Origin of the sequence: Rahnella sp. BCC 1045, from assembly GCF_019049615.1 — a bacterium.
Taxonomy (GTDB): Bacteria; Pseudomonadota; Gammaproteobacteria; order Enterobacterales; family Enterobacteriaceae; genus Rahnella; species Rahnella contaminans.
This window is the reverse complement of sequence record NZ_JAFMOZ010000141.1, coordinates 84,770-102,941: the sequence shown is the minus strand read 5'-3', so window position 1 is coordinate 102,941 and position 18,172 is coordinate 84,770. Positions and strand designations below refer to the sequence as shown.

The 18,172-nt window shown below is 56.0% G+C and carries 19 protein-coding genes; 8 read left to right on the top strand and 11 right to left on the bottom strand.

The features are described from left to right. Positions 1-10: 10 nt before the first annotated feature. The 3 genes from J1782_RS22000 to hycA all read right to left on the bottom strand — a co-directional run bounded on the left by J1782_RS22000 (position 11) and on the right by hycA (position 3,169). Positions 11-1,918 carry a proton-conducting transporter membrane subunit gene (locus J1782_RS22000; protein ID WP_217153906.1) on the bottom strand — a complete coding sequence of 636 codons (1,908 nt, stop codon included), beginning with the start codon at positions 1,916-1,918 and terminating at the stop codon, positions 11-13. Then, positions 1,918-2,526 carry a 4Fe-4S dicluster domain-containing protein gene (locus tag J1782_RS21995; protein ID WP_165058756.1) on the bottom strand — a complete coding sequence of 203 codons (609 nt, stop codon included), beginning with the start codon at positions 2,524-2,526 and terminating at the stop codon, positions 1,918-1,920. The genes J1782_RS22000 and J1782_RS21995 overlap by 1 nt, the downstream gene beginning before the upstream one ends. A 175-nt stretch (positions 2,527-2,701) precedes the next feature. Beyond that, positions 2,702-3,169: a formate hydrogenlyase regulator HycA gene (gene hycA, locus J1782_RS21990; RefSeq protein WP_217153905.1), complete on the bottom strand. Its 468-nt coding sequence runs from the start codon at positions 3,167-3,169 to the stop codon at positions 2,702-2,704. A 326-nt stretch (positions 3,170-3,495) separates the two neighbouring features. Here hycA and hypA point away from each other — a divergent pair, with 326 nt between their 5' ends. The 6 genes from hypA (at position 3,496) to flhA (ending at position 9,282) form a co-directional block, all read left to right on the top strand. Continuing rightward, positions 3,496-3,840, top strand: a complete 345-nt coding sequence (hypA, locus tag J1782_RS21985; RefSeq protein WP_152324464.1) for a hydrogenase maturation nickel metallochaperone HypA — start codon at positions 3,496-3,498, stop codon at positions 3,838-3,840. A gap of 29 nt (positions 3,841-3,869) precedes the next feature. Next, a complete protein-coding gene (gene hypB, locus J1782_RS21980; protein WP_152324463.1) occupies positions 3,870-4,646 on the top strand; it encodes a hydrogenase nickel incorporation protein HypB in 777 nt (258 codons plus the stop codon). After that, positions 4,637-4,921 carry a HypC/HybG/HupF family hydrogenase formation chaperone gene (locus J1782_RS21975; RefSeq protein ID WP_104921178.1) on the top strand — a complete coding sequence of 95 codons (285 nt, stop codon included), beginning with the start codon at positions 4,637-4,639 and terminating at the stop codon, positions 4,919-4,921. The genes hypB and J1782_RS21975 overlap by 10 nt, the downstream gene beginning before the upstream one ends. After that, positions 4,921-6,081: a hydrogenase formation protein HypD gene (hypD, locus tag J1782_RS21970; protein ID WP_152324462.1), complete on the top strand. Its 1,161-nt coding sequence runs from the start codon at positions 4,921-4,923 to the stop codon at positions 6,079-6,081. The genes J1782_RS21975 and hypD overlap by 1 nt, the downstream gene beginning before the upstream one ends. Next, entirely contained in the window at positions 6,078-7,100 is a 1,023-nt protein-coding gene (gene hypE / locus J1782_RS21965) for a hydrogenase expression/formation protein HypE (RefSeq protein ID WP_217153904.1), read from the top strand. Before hypD ends, hypE begins: the two co-directional genes overlap by 4 nt. A 103-nt stretch (positions 7,101-7,203) precedes the next feature. Then, positions 7,204-9,282, top strand: a complete 2,079-nt coding sequence (gene flhA / locus J1782_RS21960) for a formate hydrogenlyase transcriptional activator FlhA (protein ID WP_371819810.1) — start codon at positions 7,204-7,206, stop codon at positions 9,280-9,282. A gap of 78 nt (positions 9,283-9,360) precedes the next feature. Here flhA and J1782_RS21955 read toward each other — a convergent pair whose 3' ends face one another. Then, positions 9,361-9,759, bottom strand: coding sequence for a tautomerase family protein (locus tag J1782_RS21955; RefSeq protein ID WP_152324459.1), 399 nt, complete (start codon positions 9,757-9,759; stop codon positions 9,361-9,363). 15 nt (positions 9,760-9,774) lie between these two features. Continuing rightward, a complete protein-coding gene (locus J1782_RS21950; protein ID WP_217153902.1) occupies positions 9,775-10,101 on the bottom strand; it encodes a carboxymuconolactone decarboxylase family protein in 327 nt (108 codons plus the stop codon). Positions 10,102-10,206: 105 nt separating this feature from the next. Between J1782_RS21950 and J1782_RS21945 the strand changes: the two genes are divergently transcribed. Continuing rightward, positions 10,207-11,088, top strand: a complete 882-nt coding sequence (locus J1782_RS21945) for a LysR substrate-binding domain-containing protein (protein ID WP_152324458.1) — start codon at positions 10,207-10,209, stop codon at positions 11,086-11,088. A 6-nt stretch (positions 11,089-11,094) separates the two neighbouring features. Here J1782_RS21945 and J1782_RS21940 read toward each other — a convergent pair whose 3' ends face one another. Next, on the bottom strand, positions 11,095-11,295 hold the full coding sequence (locus tag J1782_RS21940) for a DNA polymerase III subunit theta (protein ID WP_152324457.1): 201 nt from the start codon (positions 11,293-11,295) through the stop codon (positions 11,095-11,097). 153 nt (positions 11,296-11,448) lie between these two features. Between J1782_RS21940 and yghX the strand changes: the two genes are divergently transcribed. Further along, positions 11,449-12,354, top strand: coding sequence for a YghX family hydrolase (yghX, locus tag J1782_RS21935; RefSeq protein WP_152324456.1), 906 nt, complete (start codon positions 11,449-11,451; stop codon positions 12,352-12,354). 58 nt (positions 12,355-12,412) lie between these two features. Here the strand turns inward: yghX and yghU are convergent, their stop codons facing one another. From yghU to J1782_RS21910, 5 genes are all read right to left on the bottom strand, one after another. Continuing rightward, positions 12,413-13,264: a glutathione-dependent disulfide-bond oxidoreductase gene (gene yghU / locus J1782_RS21930; RefSeq protein WP_208950868.1), complete on the bottom strand. Its 852-nt coding sequence runs from the start codon at positions 13,262-13,264 to the stop codon at positions 12,413-12,415. A 108-nt stretch (positions 13,265-13,372) separates the two neighbouring features. Then, positions 13,373-14,146: an SDR family NAD(P)-dependent oxidoreductase gene (locus J1782_RS21925; RefSeq protein ID WP_217153901.1), complete on the bottom strand. Its 774-nt coding sequence runs from the start codon at positions 14,144-14,146 to the stop codon at positions 13,373-13,375. A 14-nt stretch (positions 14,147-14,160) separates the two neighbouring features. Further along, the gene (locus J1782_RS21920) at positions 14,161-15,057 is read right to left on the bottom strand and encodes a dihydrodipicolinate synthase family protein (protein WP_217153900.1); all 897 of its coding nucleotides are present in this window, start codon (positions 15,055-15,057) and stop codon (positions 14,161-14,163) included. A gap of 2 nt (positions 15,058-15,059) precedes the next feature. Then, on the bottom strand, positions 15,060-16,781 hold the full coding sequence (ilvD, locus tag J1782_RS21915) for a dihydroxy-acid dehydratase (RefSeq protein WP_217153899.1): 1,722 nt from the start codon (positions 16,779-16,781) through the stop codon (positions 15,060-15,062). Then, positions 16,778-18,148 (bottom strand): MFS transporter, encoded by a 1,371-nt coding sequence (locus J1782_RS21910; RefSeq protein ID WP_217153898.1) that lies wholly within the window; start codon positions 18,146-18,148, stop codon positions 16,778-16,780. Before J1782_RS21910 ends, ilvD begins: the two co-directional genes overlap by 4 nt. Between the last annotated feature and the right edge of the window lie 24 nt (positions 18,149-18,172).

Sequence of the window (18,172 nt, the reverse complement as noted above, 5' to 3'; positions counted from 1 at the left end):
AGTCAGTTCCTCAGGCAAAAGCCACGACCAGCAACACGGCCAGTTCGATGAAAGCCAGACGACGGCAGAAAGCCCCGAGCCAGCCCTGATGCAGCGTGCTCACCAGTTTTGCGGGCATGATGTGCTGGCGCAGGCGGTACAGCGGGCCAAACATCACGCGCAGTGGCTGGGTAAAACCGGTCGCAGTGACCACCATGTCAGCGGAATGCCCGTAACCACAGGCCCAGGCCTCGCCGCGCAAACGGTTCGGCATGCGGGCACCGCGCAGAACGGCGGCAATAATCCACGGCAATAAAGGCATCCCCAAAAGCAGGAGCGCCACCATCGGGGCGGAAACAGCGGAAGTCGCGGAGAACACCGCACCGTGCTGCGCGGTTTGCAAAACAGGCGTGTTCAGAACGGAAGCGGCAACGGCGGCGAAGTGCGGAATAATCCACGGTGAGGCGACACCGAAAATGACGCACAGCAGTGCCAGCAAAACGCTGCTCAGGGTCATAGCCAGCGGGGCAGGCGTCGCATCTTCTGCCGCCTTGCTGCGCGGCGCGCCAAGAAACGTCACGCCGAAAACTTTCGCCACGCACATCAGGGCCAGCGCGCCGGTGAGCGCCAGCCCGACGGCCAGCAGCGGGCCGAGCAGACGTGCGATAAACAGCGGCGCGGCGCTTAGCTGGAACAGTGACTGATACAGCAGCCATTCGCTGGCAAAGCCGTTAAGCGGCGGCAGCGCGGCCATCGACATCAGCGCGACAAGCATCGCCACGGCGGTCCACGGCATAAGACGGGCGATACCGCCGAGCTTTTCCATATCCTTTATGCCGGTCTGCATTTCAATTTCACCGGCACCGAGGAACAGCGCGGTTTTAAACAGACCGTGGTTGAACAGATGGAACAATCCGGCCAGCAGCGCCAGCGCCGCCAGTTCCGGCATATTCAGCGCCACACCGGTCATCGCACCGCCGACGCCAAGCAGAATAATCCCCACGTTTTCCAGCGTGTGATAGGCCAGCAGACGGCGGATATCGTGTTCCATCAGCGCGTACAGCCCGCCAATAAACGCGGTCAGGATTGCCAGCAACAACACCAGCAGGCCCCACCAGAGTGGCGGTGCGCCGAGCAAATCCAGACCGACTTTTACGATGCCAATAATGCCGATTTTCATCAGTACGGAAGAGAACAGCGCTGCGGCATGCGCCGGTGCGCTGGAATGAGACTGCGGCACCCAGGCGTGCAGCGGAATAATCCCGGCGTAAAGCCCGAAGCCCGCCAGCGCCAGCAGGAAGGCCAGCGATTTTGCGCCCGCCGGGAAGGTGGTGTGGCGCAGAACGTCAAAATCCAGACTTCCGCTGACGTGATGTAAAACCGTGAACGCCAGCATCAGGCAAACCGTGCCGAGGCGGCCGGATAAAAACTGATTCAGACCCGCACGGCGGCTTTTCACATCGTCGGTTTGTACGATCAGGAAGTAGGCGCACAGCGCGGCCAGTTCCATCATCACCAGCAGTTCAATGGCGTTATTCGCGACTGCCGCCGCCGTCAGCGCCGCCGTCAGGAAGTTGCACAACAAGCCGGTGCGGCCGCGTTTTCGTGACGTCGTTTCCGCCAGCCACGCCCAGGCGTACAGGCTGCAAAACAGCGCCGTGACTGACATTGCCAGCAATAATAATCCGTTCAGCGGGCTGAGTTCAGCGGTGAAAGGCAGCGCGGGCAACGCGACTGTCTGCACCGCGGTGCCGCGGTGAACGGTCTCAAAAGCCGCGACGATGGCCGCCGCAGAAGCCAGCATGCCGCCCAGCCCGCAAAGCAGGCTGCTGAGCCGTGCGGCGGCAGAAAATACCCAGCCCGCCACGCCGCTCACCAGCCAGATAAGTAGCGCCAGCGCCAGCAAAGAGGCGGGTTCTAAAGCAAACAAAGCCGTCATTATTTGGCCCCCGCGTCAGGCGTGGTGAAAGTGGAATAACCGTCAGGGAAAGCATTCATCGCATTCAGGCGTTTTTGCTGGCTGCTGTGTTCGGCCAGACTGGCGGTAACCAGCGTGATGGCCTGCGTCGGGCAGGTTTTGATGCACGCCGGTCCGTCCGGGCTAAAGCTGCATAAATCGCATTTCACCGCCACGGCGCGTAATCCGGGTACGCAATCCAGGAACGGGCTGACGGCGCGCGGCGCTCGCGGGGCGGGCAGCGCTTTTGAGGTATTGCAGTTGTGCGGAATATCCAGCGGCGAACTGCCGGAAAAGGTGATCGCGCCAAACGGGCAGGCAATTCCGCACAGTTTGCAGCTCACGCACAGGCTTTCGTTGAGGTGAATGGCCTCGTCCTGACGGGTGATGGCATTGACCGGGCAGACTTGCGCACACGGCGCATCTTCACACTGGTGGCACATGACCGGCGCGGAATCCAGCCGGTTGCGCATCACCTGCAAACGGGGCGCAGACTGCAAGCCGTGCAGCTGATGTTCCTGCGAACAGCTGGCCATACAGGTGTTGCAGCCGATACACAATTTCGGATCGGCTATCACATATTGATTCATGGCGGCGACGCGACTCATGAAGTCTCCTTTTCATTTCGTCAAAGGTGACGAAATCGGCACTTAAATTGACATTTCGACATTTATGTCGGAATTAATCCCCGTAAAAACCGGTAATCAAATGACGCGGGAAAATATTTCCGTCAGACCGGCGTAATAATGTATTTCTGCATATGAATCAGGCGTGGCTAAGTAATTTTTCTAATTGCGCCGCAATAGGCCGATTGTTGTGCAGGGAGTCGTAAATACACTGATAAATTGCGGAAATCTTATTTAAATAATGTTCCAGAACGGCGTTTTTATCGTGGATATCCACAGTGCCGTCGATCTTACCTTCTTCGCTCAGCGCGGCGTGGGCAAAGGTTTTGAAATCAGGCTCTTCACCGTTGTGCGCCATGTTCAGGCTGTACACGATGTCCTGACTGTAGAAGTCATCGCTCAGGTGAATGCTGACGGTGAAATAGTTGAACAGCGTGAAGCGGATATCCTGATCTTCGCCACAGGAGAACTCGTGATTAATCTTCTTATTTGAATGGGTTACCGCCTGAATCAGGCTGTTCTGGTAAGCGCGCCACTGTGATTTCAGATGGCTGTTTTTGCTGGCAATATAATCGGCCTTCGTGGTCAGTTCGCTGAGAGTGCTCATGTCATACCCTGTTATTGTGTTGTGCGTGAGTGTCATTTTTCATCGCCCCGTGACGACTGAAAAATGGCGCATAACCCTCTAAGGGCATAAAGCGTGCCAGTTTCGATATTTATTTTATTAATGATTGTAAATCAGTGTATTAGGTGTTTTTCGCCCGTTCGTGGCTCAACGCGGACGAATAAAGGGTGTGTCGATGACACGTTATTTCGACAGTTATGACGCACTAATTCCGTCACCGGAAAAGTCCGGCCTTTTAATAAGCGTCATGAAATCTGGCATTAATATTGCAGAAGTCCTTTTATCTGACTCCATCGGGAGGGTAAATCATGCACGAAATAACGTTGTGCCAGAATGCCGTGGAAATAATGCAGGAATTTGGTCAGCAAAATAATGCGCGGAGAATAACCGCAGTATGGATGGAAATTGGGGCTTTTTCCTGCGTCGAGCCGGAAGCGCTGCAATTTTGTTTTGAGCTGGCGTGTCGGAAAACACTGGCCGAAGGCTGCGCGTTGCATCTCGATACGCCCGCGGCGCAAAGCTGGTGTCACGATTGCCAGAAAGATATCCGCCTGTTTCGCCCCGACGTGCTGCTTTGCCCGGAATGCGGCGGCCGAAATGTGCGGGTAATCGCTGACGACGGTATGAAAATTAAACGTATTGAAATCGAATAACGGGTATCAGAAACCCGGGGGAGAAAACTATGTGCAGTACCTGCGGTTGTGCCAGCGGCGAGCTTCGGATTGAAGGCGTCAGCAGTGAACATTCTCACCACGATCATTCGCATCCACATGAGCACGGCCATTCGCACGGTTTGCCGTTTGCGCCGCGTCGGCTGGTGGATATCGAAATGGATGTGCTGGCGAAGAACAATCATATCGCCGCGCATAACCGCGAGCATTTTGCGCAGGCCGCCATTCTGGCGCTGAATCTGGTCTCCAGCCCCGGTTCCGGCAAAACGACGCTACTGACCAGCACGCTGACCCGTCTTGCGCCGTATTTCGACTGCGCAGTGGTGGAAGGCGATCAGCAAACCACCAACGATGCGGATCGTATCCGGGCAACCGGCGTTCCGGCGATTCAGGTGAATACCGGCAAAGGTTGCCATCTCGATGCGCAGATGGTGCATGACGCGGTACATCAGCTGTCGCCGAACAATAACAGCCTGCTGTTTATAGAAAACGTCGGCAATCTGGTGTGTCCTGCCAGTTTTGATCTCGGCGAACGGCATAAAGTGGCGGTGCTTTCCGTCACTGAAGGCGAAGACAAACCGCTGAAATATCCGCATATGTTTGCGGCCTCGCGCCTGATGATCCTCAATAAAATCGACCTGTTGCCGTACGTCAGTTTTGACGTCGAAATCTGCATCGCCAATGCGCGGCAGGTCAACCCGGAAATTGAAGTGATCCGCCTTTCCGCCACCACCGGCGAAGGCATGGACGAGTGGCTGGCGTGGCTGGAGCAGCAGCGATGTGCATAGGCATTCCGGGGCAAATCGTTGCGCTGCATGAGCAACAGCCCGATCACGCGTGGGCAGAAGTTTGCGGCTTACGGCGTGAGGTGAATATCGCGCTGGTCTGTGAAGGCATCAGCGAACGCGAACAGCTGATTGGCGGCTGGGTGTTAATTCACGTCGGGTTTGCGCTGAGCCGTCTCGACGAGCACGAAGCGCAGGAAACGCTGGCGGCACTGCACGCCATGGAAGAAGTGGAAGCCGATGTCGCGCTGTTTCTCGGCGCGGGGGAGGCCAGATAATGCGTTTTGTCGATGAATTCCGCGACCCGAAGCTGGCGAAAACGCTGATTGAACGCCTGCATAAACGGGCGGCACAACTGCCGTATACCGCTGAAAAGCCGATGCAAATTATGGAAGTCTGCGGCGGTCATACGCACGCTATTTTCAAATTTGGTCTGGATAAACTGCTGCCCCCGCAGCTGGAATTTATCCACGGCCCTGGCTGCCCGGTGTGCGTGTTGCCGATGGGGCGGATTGACGCCTGCTGCGAAATTGCGGCGCACCCGGACGTGATTTTCTGCACCTTTGGCGATGCGCTGCGGGTGCCGGGAAAACAGGGTTCGCTGCTGAATGCACGCGAACGCGGCGCGGATGTGCGGGTGGTCTATTCGCCGCTCGATGCCCTGAAACTGGCGCGGGAAAATCCGCAGCGGCAGGTGGTATTTTTCGCGCTCGGTTTTGAAACTACGCTGCCGGTAACGGCCGTCACACTGCAACAGGCGCGGCGCGAAGGGCTGACCAATTTCAGCGTCTTTTGCCAGCACATCAGCCTGATCCCGACGTTGCGCAGTTTGCTGCAACAAGACGATGTCCGCATCGACGCTTTTCTCGCGCCCGGCCACGTCAGCATGGTGATCGGCACCGCACCGTACCATTTCATTAATACGCAATTCGGCAAACCGCTGGTGGTCAGCGGGTTTGAACCGCTGGACATGCTGCAAAGCGTTTTAATGCTCGTAGAACAAGTTTGCGAGGCATCGTGTAAAACCGAAAACCAATACCGGCGCATCGTGCCCGAAGAGGGTAATGTGCTGGCACAAAACGCGATCCGCGAAGTCTTTCAGCTTTCCGGCAGCAGCGAATGGCGCGGGCTGGGCCTTATTGAGGCGTCGGGAATTTCCCTGACGGAAACCTATTCTGCCTTCGATGCCGAACGCCGTTTCAGGCCGCAGACACAATCGGTGGCCGATGATCCGCGTTCGCGCTGCGGCGACGTGCTGACAGGGCGCTGCAAGCCGCATGAATGCCCGTTGTTTGGCACCGGCTGCACGCCGCATAACGCGTTTGGCGCGCTGATGGTCTCCTCAGAAGGTGCCTGCGCCGCCTGGTATCAGTACCGGTATCTGGAAAATGAACCCGCACAGGAACAGCAAGAGATGAAACAGAAGGTGGCAGGATGAACGAGCGCAATGACGTAGTGACGATGGCGCACGGAAGCGGTGGTCGCGCGATGCAGCAGATGATTGAAAGAATGTTTCTCAGCGCATTTGATAATCCGTGGCTCAACGAACGCGAAGACGGCGCACGGTTATCGCTGGCCGCGATGAGCGAGCAGGGCGATCGTCTGGCCTTTACCACCGACAGCTATGTCATTGATCCGATTTTCTTTCCCGGCGGTAATATCGGCAAACTGGCGGTGTGCGGCACGGCAAACGATTTATCCGTCAGCGGCGCAATACCGGCGTATCTCTCCTGCGGATTCATTCTGGAAGAGGGGTTGCCGATGGACGATTTGCAGAAAATTGTCAGCCTGATGGCGCAAACCGCGCGCGAGGCGGGGATCGCCATTGTCACCGGCGACACCAAAGTCGTGCAGCGTGGCGCAGCCGATAAAATTTTCATTAACACCGCCGGGATCGGCGTGATCCCCGGTGATGTGGCGTGGGGGGCGGGGCAGATTCAGTGCGGCGATAAAGTGATCGTCAGCGGCACGCTGGGGGATCACGGCGCCACCATTCTCAATCTCCGCGAGCAGCTGGGAATGGATCTCGGTATTCAGAGCGACTGCGCCGTGCTGGCGCCAATGGTTGCGCCGCTGCGCGCCGTTTCCGGCGTCCACGCCCTGCGCGATGCGACGCGCGGCGGGGTTAACGCGATTTTGCATGAGTTCAGCGAGGCCAGCGGTTTCGGCATTTCCATTGATGAAAATGCACTACCGGTCAAATCCGCGGTACGGGGAATTTGCGAACTGCTGGGGCTGGAACCGCTGAATTTTGCCAATGAAGGCAAACTGGTGGCGGTGGTTTCTGCGCAGGCGGAAGAAAGGGTACTGAATTTATTGCGAAAGCACCCGCTGGGCGCGGACGCCGCAACGATCGGCGAGGTCACCGAAAATCCGCAGGTCTGTCTGCGCGGCGCGCTGGGTGTCTCCCGGCAGCTGATGCTGCCACATACCGAACCTTTACCCCGCATTTGTTGATCTCATCAGGGGGGCTGAGTCCCACGAAAGGGGTAGACTTTTCCGTATTGCCCTTTTTTCAGAAACTACGTTATCCAGAGCTAACGCTATGCAGAGTGCAACCATGAGCACGACAAAACACAAAGGATTGCTGGAACTGACGCGCACACTGCTGCTGCAACAGACCATGACCTCGCTGCTGGAAACTCTGACCCAGGTGGTACAGAGTGCCGGCATTGCAGAATCGGTGACGCTGGTGCTGTTTGACAGCACCAGCGAACGCGTCAGTTTTTACGGCATCGATCCGCATCATCAGCCGGTGAGTTACGAAGACGAAACCCTGCTTGCCACCGGGCCGGTGCATGCGCTGCTCAGCAATCCGAAAACGCAGGTCTGGCGCAGCGATGCGCTGCATTTGCGTTACCCGCAGCTGGCCGCGCTCAACCTGTATCCGGCGTTTACCGATTACTGTCTGGTTCCGTTGTTGGCGGCTTCCGGCCTGCTGGGCGGTTGTGAATTTACCCGTCAACACGCGGTAACGTTCAGCGAAGAAGATAAAAACGGGCTGCACGAACTCTGTATGCTGGCGGCGATTGCGGTTGAACAGATTAAACTGCGCGAAAACGCGCTGCTTCAGCAATCGTTGTTGCGCCACGAACGTGACGATTTCCGCATTCTGGTGGACATCACCAATGCGGTGCTTTCCAAGCTGGATCTCGACGAACTGACCGGCGAAATCGCTAAAACCATTCATCACTTTTTCCACATCAACGCCATCAGCATCGTGCTGTGCGACGCCGACAAAGACAGCGAACAGGCCAGCGTTTACGCCACGCATTATATACAAACGCATGTTGCCGAACGCGAACAATCGCGCATAACGCTGGCGGGATCGCTGGAACAGCAGGTGATGAAAAACGGCGAAATGTTGCTGACCAACGTGCGGCCTTCCGAAGAACCGGACGACGACGAGAGTACGCTGTTCCAGTTGTTGTGGCGCGATCAGACCAAAACGCTGTGCATTCTGCCGCTGCGTTTCGGGCATAAAACGCTGGGCGTTCTCAAACTGGCGCAGTGCCAGCCGGATAATTTCAATTCTGCCAACCTGCGGGTTTTGCAGCAAATCGCCGAACGAATTGCCATTGCGGTGGACAACGCGCTGGCCTATCAGGAAATCAAAAGTCTGAAGGAAAAACTGCAACACGAAAACCTCTATCTGACCGAGCAGATTAACAGTAATAACCCGGATTTCAGCGACATCGTCGGACGCAGTCCGGGCATGTCTGCTGTGCTTAAACAGGTCGAGATCGTGGCGAAAAGCGACTGTTCCGTGCTGATCCTCGGGGAAACAGGCACCGGCAAAGAACTGATCGCCAGAGCGATTCATAACCTCGGCGATCGCCGTGATCAGCGGATGGTCAAAATGAATTGCGCGGCAATGCCCGCCGGGCTGATGGAAAGTGACCTGTTTGGTCATGAAAAAGGCTCGTTCACCGGCGCGACCGCCCAGCGTATGGGGCGTTTTGAACTGGCGGATCAGGGCACGCTCTTCCTCGATGAAGTCGGGGAAATCCCGCTGGAGCTGCAACCTAAACTGCTGCGTATTTTGCAGGAACGTGAATTCGAAAGGGTAGGCGGCAACAAGCTGATCTCAGTGAACGTGCGCATGATCGCCGCGACCAACCGTGACCTGCGGCAAATGGTGGCCGACAAAGAATTCCGCAGTGACTTGTATTACCGGCTGAACGTCTTCCCGATTGTGATCCCACCGCTGCGCGAACGACCGGAAGATATTCCGCAACTGGTGAAATTTCTGACCTACAAAATCGCCAAGCGAATGAAGCGCACCATCGACAGCATTCCGGCGGAAACGCTGCGTCTGCTGAGCCGCATGCCGTGGCCGGGGAATGTCCGTGAGCTGGAAAACGTCATCGAACGGGCGGTGCTTCTGACACGCGGAACGGTATTGGATCTGCAACTTCCCGAGCTGAATTACCCGTTGCCGGTGGCACCGGTTGCCGCACCGGCATTCTCTGAACCTGCGCCGCCGGTGAACGCAGACGACGAGCGCGAGCGTATTATCGCAGTATTGAAAGAAACCAACGGTGTGGTCGCCGGGCCGCATGGTGCCGCGCAGCGTCTGGGATTAAAACGCACCACCTTGCTGTCGCGCATGAAAAAATTAGGCATTGCAGCGCACTGACCCTCTTTGAATGGCATAAATAACAAAGCCCTGAGACAGATTCAGGGCTTTTTTATTTCTGCAAAAAACCTCAGTCACTTATTTATCTGTTACGCGAAAGACGTCACCGTGGCTGAACGACCAGTCTTCCGGCTGGGTGAAATTCACCACTACCATGATATCCGCCGGATCGATGGCGATCTCCGTGTGCAATCTTTCATTCAAATAACGATACAGAGCGGCTTTCTGTTCGATATTTCGGGGCTTCCCGGCTGTGATGTGGAACAGCAGAAAATCGTCTGAACGACGGCTGTCCGGGCCTGCCAGATACGTCGGGTTGATTATCCGCTGGCCGTGGCTTGCCGGTTCAAACAGCTGGAAACAGTCGTCTTTGGGAACGGAAAACGTAGTGACCAGCGCGTCCTGCAAAACAGTAGAAATCATGTTTTTCCAGCCTTCAAGGCGGTGTTCAGGAATTGAAATTCGGGTAAACGGCATGATGATTTTCCTCTGTTATTGCGGGTCGAGCGCTGCGAAACGGGTCAGTGCGGAAGCGGCGGCGGGCCATCCGGCATAAAACGCCAGATGCGTGATCACTTCGCTCAGTTCGCTGTGCGTCACTCCATTTTTAACCGCCAGATCCAGATGAAACGGCAGCTGTTCGCTGCGGTTCAGCGCAATCAGTGCGGCGACGGTAATCAGGCTGCGGTCGCGAGCAGGCAGCTCGCTTCGTTGCCACAGGTCACCAAATAAAACCTGTTCAGTCACCTGCGCGAGTTTTGGCGTCAGGCGCGTCATAGCTTCAGGCGGCAGCAGAGGGGAGGGGGTCTTGATGCTCATGTCAGGTTCCTTTTCGCGGGTGTGAAAATGAGCATAAGGCGTTATGATTATCCTTAATATCGAAAATATCAGCAGCATTAATCCATAAAAACGGGATGATTAAACGTGGCTAAACGACCGGTAACTTTTGATGCAGAAGCGCTGCGCAGTTTTGTCACCGGCATCGAACTGGGAAGTTTTGTGCTGGCGGCTGATCGCCTCGGGCGCTCGACGTCGGCGGTCAGCGCACAGCTGAAAAAGCTGGAACAGCAGGCAGGTACGGAGCTGGTGCAAAAAGCCGGAAGGCATCTGATTCTGACTGCGCAGGGCGAAGTTATGCTCAGTTATGCGCGACGGATTTTGAGTCTCAACGATGAAGCCAGCGCGGCGTTATCAACCAGCACGCTGAGTGGCAGCATTAATCTCGGTATGCAGGAAGATTTCGGCGAGGCGCTGTTACCGGCCATTCTCGGCACGTTTACCCGTGCACATCCGCAGGTGCAGTTATCCGCCAGCATCACGCGCAATCAGCAATTGCTCGACGGGATCCGGCATAACGAATTCGATCTGGCGGTGTGCTGGCAGGCGGATGATATTCCGCTTTTCCCGACCAGCCGGGCGCTGGGCCGCATTCCGCTGCGCTGGATTGGGCCGCAGAATTTCTCACTGGCGCATTATCTGGAAACCGGCGAACCACTGCCTTTAATGGTTTTTGAAGCGCCGTGTCTGATGCGAAGTGCCGCAACGGCGGCGCTGGATAAAGCGGGGATCCCGTGGCGGATTGCTTTCACCAGCCGCAGCCTGGGCGGGATTTGGGCGGCGCTGTCCGCCGGTTTGGGGATTACTTTACGGACGGACTTTGGCAGACCGGCAGCCCTGAAGGTTCTGGAGGATTTACCCGCGCCGGGCGAAATCGGTATTACTCTTCATCAGAGCCAGATGCAGCCGGGCGAACCGGCGACGTATCTGACTGATGCCATCACCGGTTTTTTCGCCACCGGGCAGTAACGGGTTTTACTTTCTGGCGGGCTGGCTGCGGTAGTGTTCAAGTCGTTCGCGAAAGTATGCACGCAGATGCTCCGGCTGTTCCATCTCAACGGCTTCCGCGTTGACGGGAAGGTTATTGCGCTCGCGTACGGCGACGGTTCCGGCCGCCAGCCCGGCGCTCACTTTTTCCATTTCTTCCTGGGTAAGACCTGCGAGATTATTATTCATAGCGTCTCCTTTTGACTGAACGCAGTTTAGCACTGTCGGCGGGCAAAAGGCGGTGGTGCGCGTCGTATTGAAATCCAATTTCACAATCAGTTTACAAAACAGTCAAAATCAGACCATTATTTAGGCTTCGAATTTCTGAAACGGAGCCTGACGATGACGCGAATGACAGCCAAAGATTTTCCGCCAGAACTGCTCGAATACTTTGATTTTTATGTTCATGGCAAAATGACAAAACGCGAGTTTCTCGATCTCTCGGCAAAATTTGTGGCGGGTGGCCTGTCGCTGGCGGCGCTCTCCACGCTGATGACGCCCAACTATGCCTACGCTGAACAGGTGCAATTTACCGACCCCGATATTGTGGCGGAATACATTCAGTATCCGTCGCCGCAAGGGCACGGTAGCGTAAAAGCCTATCTTGTGCGTCCGGCCAAAGCCACGGGGAAAGTGCCGGGCGTGGTCGTGGTGCATGAAAACCGGGGCCTTAATCCGTATATCGAAGACGTCGCGCGCCGCGTGGCGAAAGCCGGATTTGTGGCGCTGGCACCGGACGGCCTGAGTTCTGTCGGCGGTTATCCGGGGAACGATGAGAAAGGCCGCGAGCTTCAGCAGAAAGTGGATCCGGCCAGGCTGATGAATGACTTTTTTGCCGCCGTGGAGTTTCTGATGCACCACGAAACGGGGACCGGAAAAGTGGGCATTACCGGTTTCTGTTATGGCGGCGGCGTGGCGAATGCGGCTGCGGTGGCATACCCGGAACTGGCGGCGGCGGTGCCATTTTACGGACGTCAGCCAAAAGCCGAAGACGTGCCGCGCATCAAAGCACCGTTATTGCTGCACTACGCCGAACTGGATAAGCCGATTACCGACGGCTGGCCCGCTTATGAGGCTGCGCTCAAGGCGAATGATAAAGTGTATCAAGGGTATGTATATCCCGGCGTAAACCACGGATTCCACAACGATTCGACGCCGCGCTATGACAAAGCGGCAGCCGATCTGGCGTGGGATCGCACCATCGCCTGGTTTAAAAAGTACCTCGACCCGCAAACTGAAACGGCATAAATGAAAAGAGCAGGATCGAATCCTGCTCTTTTTGCATTCTGACTCAATCCGGTATGGATCAGGATTTCAGTTTGTCATCAAAATCTGACGCGTCATGGCGTTCTGCCAGTTGCTGATCCGGCTCGCCCCAGGTGCGGTTAACAATACGGCCGCGTTTGACCGCCGGACGATCCGCCACTTCCGCCGCCCAGCGCTGGAAGTTTTTGTAGGACTGGATATCCAGGAACTCGGCGGAATCGTACAGACCGCCCTGCGCGAGGCTGCCGTACCAGGTGAAAATGGCGATATCGGCAATCGTGTATTCTTCACCGGCAATAAAGCGGTGACCGGCTAACTGTCTGTCCAGCACGTCGAGCTGACGCTTGGCTTCCATCGTGAAACGGTTGATTGCGTATTCGATTTTGACCGGCGCGTAGTGATAAAAGTGCCCGAAACCGCCGCCAAGATACGGCGCGGAGCCTTGCAGCCAGAACAGCCAGTTCAGGGTTTCAGTGCGTCCCGCGAGGTCTTTCGGCAGGAATTGACCGAATTTTTCCGCCAGATACAGCAGGATATTGCCGGATTCAAACACGCGGATTGGCGGTTTGGCCGAGTTGTCCAGCAGTGCGGGGATCTTCGAATTCGGGTTCACATCAACAAAGCCGCTGGAGAACTGATCGCCTTCGTTAATGCGGATCAAATGTGCGTCGTACTCTGCACCGCTTTCGCCCAGCGCCAGCAACTCTTCCAGAAGGATCGTCACTTTCTGGCCGTTCGGTGTACCCAGAGAATAAAGCTGCAACGGGTGTTTGCCGACCGGCAAGGTTTTCTCGTGAGTCGGGCCTGCGATCGGGCGGTTGATGTTTGAGAACTTGCTGACTTCGTCTTTATTCCAGGTCCAGACTTTTGGTGGCTGATACTGTTCTGACATGACATTCTCCGCAGCGTTTTTTTGAGGTTAAGACTCAAAAGTTTAGCAGGAGATAATCAACGATGACGCTGAGAATGTGCCCTGACGAAATCAGGGCACGAAGAGGATTTAATCCTGCATTAAGGCACTGCGTCCGCCATCCATAACGATGGTGGTGCCGGCAATAAAACCGGCGACCGGACTGGCCAGATACAGACAAAGTTCGCCCACTTCTTCTGATGTGCCGATGCGTCCGACCGGGTGTTTACGGATGGTGTCCTGACGCGACTTTTCGCCGTCTTCGTGCGAGTCAAACCACACCTGGTTTCCGGCGGTATCGATAAAACCGGGGGCAATGCCGACGGTTCGGATGGCCGGGCCCCATTCGATGGTCAGGCTTTGTACCAGCGAGAGCAGGGCGCGTTTGGTGATGTTGTACGGTGCGCAGCCCGGCATGGTGGAAAAGGCGTGGTTGGAGGTCATCACCAGAATGACGCCTTTGGATTTTTCCAGCATCTCACGGCAGCATTTGGCAATGTACCAGTGCGAGCGCAGATTCAGATCGAGGTTGTGATGCCAGTCTTCCAGTTCGCAATCAATGCCTTTGAATACGTTTTTGCCGGCATTGGATACCAGTACGTCAAGGCGTCCAAAGCGGGATTCGACGTCACTGATAAACCCGGCGATGCTTTCGGTTTGGGTGATATCCACAGAAAAATAGAAGAATTTGTCGGGATATTGCGCCAGCAGTTCCTGCGCGTGAGGTGCATTTTCCGGGGATGAAAACGCACAACCGATCACAATATCGCCATGATTCAAAAATGTCTGCGCGATAGCGTGGCCGATCCCCTGGCTGGCGCCGGTAACAATAACGACACGGGGAGAGTGGTCAGAAGTAGTCATAATTTATCCCTGAATTAAAGTGCGAAAGTGGTGATGAACGTGTCGATCATCTGATGGTCTTCGGCGGTCAGCGTCCAGCCCGGATGGCGGCAGTAATCTGTCTCGATGATCCCGCGTTTGTGCAAAATGGTTTTCTCCACCTGAATAATATATTCACAATGGGTCATCCAGCGGCGGATCCACGGCAACAGCTTCCCGTGCAGTTCCTGGGCTTCATGCTGTTTTTCCGCCTGCCAGAGCCGGTAAATCTGCACGTAGACTTCGCTAAATGAGCAGCCGGGCATGACGCCTTTTCCGCCCGCTGCCAGCATTTCCAGCATATACAGACCGGCGTAGCCGTTGAGAACACTGGCCTGTGGCGCACGTTTCAGAAATTCACGGGTGTAATCCACCGGCGGATTGCATTCGATTTTAAAGACCGCATGCGGATAACGGGCCGCCACCTCGCTCAGTTGTTCGGGCGTGATGGCCAGACCCGTTTCCCCCGGCGCGTATTGCACCATCACCGGAATATCGACGGCTTCCAGCACCGAGAAAATGTGGTGCGAAATCGCGTCGGCGTCGGGTTGCAAAAAGAACGGCGGCAGCAGCATCAGGGCATCAGCGCCACGTTTCTGATAATCCCGCGCGCGTTTCACCGCCACTTCGGTGCTGTGGTCGGTCACAGACATCGCGCGAAAAATGCCGCTGCCTTTCAGGTCTGAGAGAAAACAATCGGCCAGCAACAGCCGCTCGCTGTCGTTGAGTTTTGGGAATTCGCTGGCGATACCAAATAGCGTCAGTCCCTGAATGCCGGTAGCCGCCAGGTGTTCCAGCAAGCGGCTGAAACTGGTGTAATCCGGCTCGCCCTGTGCCGTGAAGGGCAGGGCGGCAATCGGGTTAACGCCGCAAATATCAGAAGATGTGTACATGATTACTCCTCGTCGCGGTCAGCTAACACCGCACCTTGCGCCGCAGGCAGCGCCCAGCGGCGGTATAAACGCAGGAATCCCCGTGGCACCTGTTTTTCGACCGGTACCCAATGCTTACGGCGTTCGGCCAGAATGTCCGCGCTGACGTTGAGCGTCAGTTCGCGGGTGGGAATATTGATGGTGATGATGTCGCCGTTTTCGACCAGCGCCAGATCGCCGCCGTCGCTGGCTTCTGGCGAAATATGCCCGACGAATAAGCCGCGGTTGGAACCGGAAAAACGTCCGTCAGTGATCAGCGCGCAGCTGTCAGACAACCCCATACCTTCCAGACATTTCATCGGCTTGTACATTTCCGGCATGCCCGGTCCGCCTTTCGGCCCTTCATAACGCAGCACCAGCGTGCTGCCCGGTGCAATTTCGCCGGAAAGAATGGCATCTACGGATTCCTGTTCGCTGTTAAATACTACCGCCGGACCGCTGAAAATCATCAGGTTTTCCGGTACGGCAGCCGGTTTCATCACACAACCGAGCGGCGAAATATTGCCATGCAGAACGGCCACTCCCGCTTCGTTACGCACGGGAATAGCCAGCGTGTGAATCACTTCCGGGCGACGGGTTTTTGGTGCTTCTGCCAGCCATTCGGCTTTGGTTTTGCCGCTGACCGTCAGGGCGCTGAGGTCCATCAGCGAACTGATTTCTTTTTCTACCGCAGGCACGCCACCGGCTTCCCAAAAATCAATCATGTCGTATTCAGAAGCCGGATAGAGGGCGGCCACCAGAGGGACATGATGGCTGAGTTTATCGAACTCCAGCAGCGGCAGATGGCCATATTCCGCTTCGTAGTGAATGGCCTGTAAATGCAGAATGGCGTTGGTGGAACCCCCGGTCGCCAGCAGATAAATCATGGCGTTACGGATGGATTCCGGTGTGATTATCTGGCGCGCGTTCACTCCGCGTATCACCAGATCTACAGCCTTCTGACCGGTGGCATAAGCACATTCGCGGCGTTCTTTCGAAATGGCCGGCAACGTACTGCTGCCCGGTAAACTCATGCCCAGCACTTCGGCAATACAGCACATGGTGTTGGCCGTACCGTACATGGTACAGGAGCCCGGACCCGGCTCGGCGATGTCTTCGATGTGACGGAATTCCGCTTCATCAATTTCACCGCGTCGTTTCCAGCCAATGGCTTCCGTCACGATGTTGCCGTCCCAGTCTTTGCCTTTATAGTGCGCCGGATACATCGGGCCGCCATTGACCATAATGGCCGGAATATCCAGACGCGCCGCCGCCATCAGCATGGCCGGGACAATTTTGTCGCAGGAGCCGAGCAGCACCATACCGTCGAAACGGTGGGCGCGCATCATGACCTCAATAGAACTGGTGATCACTTCGCGGGCAGCCAGGATATAGCGCATCCCCAGATGGCCTTCGGCGATGCCGTCGCACGGCGCGATAGTGCCGAATACCATGCCGACGCCACCGGCTTCGTCGATTCCTTTCAGGACTTCCGCGGTCAGTTCATTAAGATTGACATGCCCTGCGGTGGCGTTGGTGTAACTGTTCACGACGGCTATCACCGGACGGCGCAACTGTTCGTCGGTATGTCCCATGGATTTGTACAGCGCACGTTTCAGCGCGCCGTCATCTCCGCTCAGTACCGGATTGAAGTGCCCGTCACCGCCTCCACATCCGTTACCACATCCGTTGCCACATCCACTCATAAGCTGCCTCGTTTTAATGATGGTTCTGCGTCGCGTTCCGCCGTTTTTTCAGGGCTGCGACGAGGGTTAACCAGTCTTGCTGGTAATAAAAATATCAGGGGGGCGCACAGCAGCAGGAACGCGGCCAGGATATACAGGCCGGTATTGGTGCTGCCGGTGTTGTCTTTCAGCCAGCCAAGAACGGTCGGGCCAAAGAATCCGGCCAGATTGCCGACCGAGTTGACCAACGCTATCCCGGCCGCAGCGGCCGTCCCCGACAGCAACGTGCCGGGCAGGCTGATATAAGTCGGGATCAGGGCCAGCGTTCCGGACATCGCCAGGCAAATCCAGGTCATCATCCACACCGTGGAGCCGCTGCACCAGGCGCTCAGGCTCAGACCCACCGCACCGATAATGGCCGGGATGGCGATGTGCCAGCGGCGTTCGCAGCGTAAATCGGAATGTCGGCTGTTCCACACCATAAACAGTGCGCCGAAAACATAGGGCAGGGCAGCCAGCAGGCCGATGTGAAAATCATCGGTGACGCCGGAAGTTTTGATAATCGACGGCAGCCAGAAATTAATGCCGTAATAACCGATGTTGAAGCTGAAGAAGATCAGCGCCAGCAGCCAGACATAGCCGTTCTTAAACATCAGTTTCAGGCTTTGCGGCGGCTTACCGGCATTGGCGTCCAGACTGCGCTGACGGTCGGTTTCCAGATCGGCTGCCACAATCCTTTTTTCTTCGTCTGTCAGCCAGCGGGCTGATTTAACGTCATTATCGAGAAATTTCAGGACCACAAACGCCAGCAGGAAAGAGGGAATGGCTTCGACCAGAAACAGCCATTGCCAGTTGTGCAGGCCATCGACGCCTTCAAAAGCTTTGAGGATAAAGCCGGACAGCGGGCTGCCCACAATGGTGGAAAGCGGGGTGACCAGAATGAATAACCCCAGCGTGCGCGCCGAACGCCATGACGGGAACCACAGTGTCAGATAGAACACGATGCCGGGGAAAAAACCGGCTTCGGCCACGCCGAGCAGAAAACGCAGCACGTAAAACTGAGTGGGTGTTTTTACGAAGATCATCGCTGCGGATAAGACGGCCCAGCTGATCATGATGCGCGCAATCCAGAAACGCGGGCCGAAACGCTGCATCATCAGGTTGCTCGGCAGTTCAAACAGGAAATAGCCGATGAAGAAGATCCCGGCACCGAGGCCGTAAACCGTATCGCTGAAATTCAGCGCATCCTGCATGTGCAGTTTGGCAAACCCGATGTTGACACGATCCAGATAAGCAAAGAAATAACACAGGATCAAAAAGGGGATCAGGCGTCGGGTAATCTTGCTATAGACCGCACTGACCTTACTCTCAGATTTTAAAGATGCCATTTGTCTGACCTCTTAATATCCCCT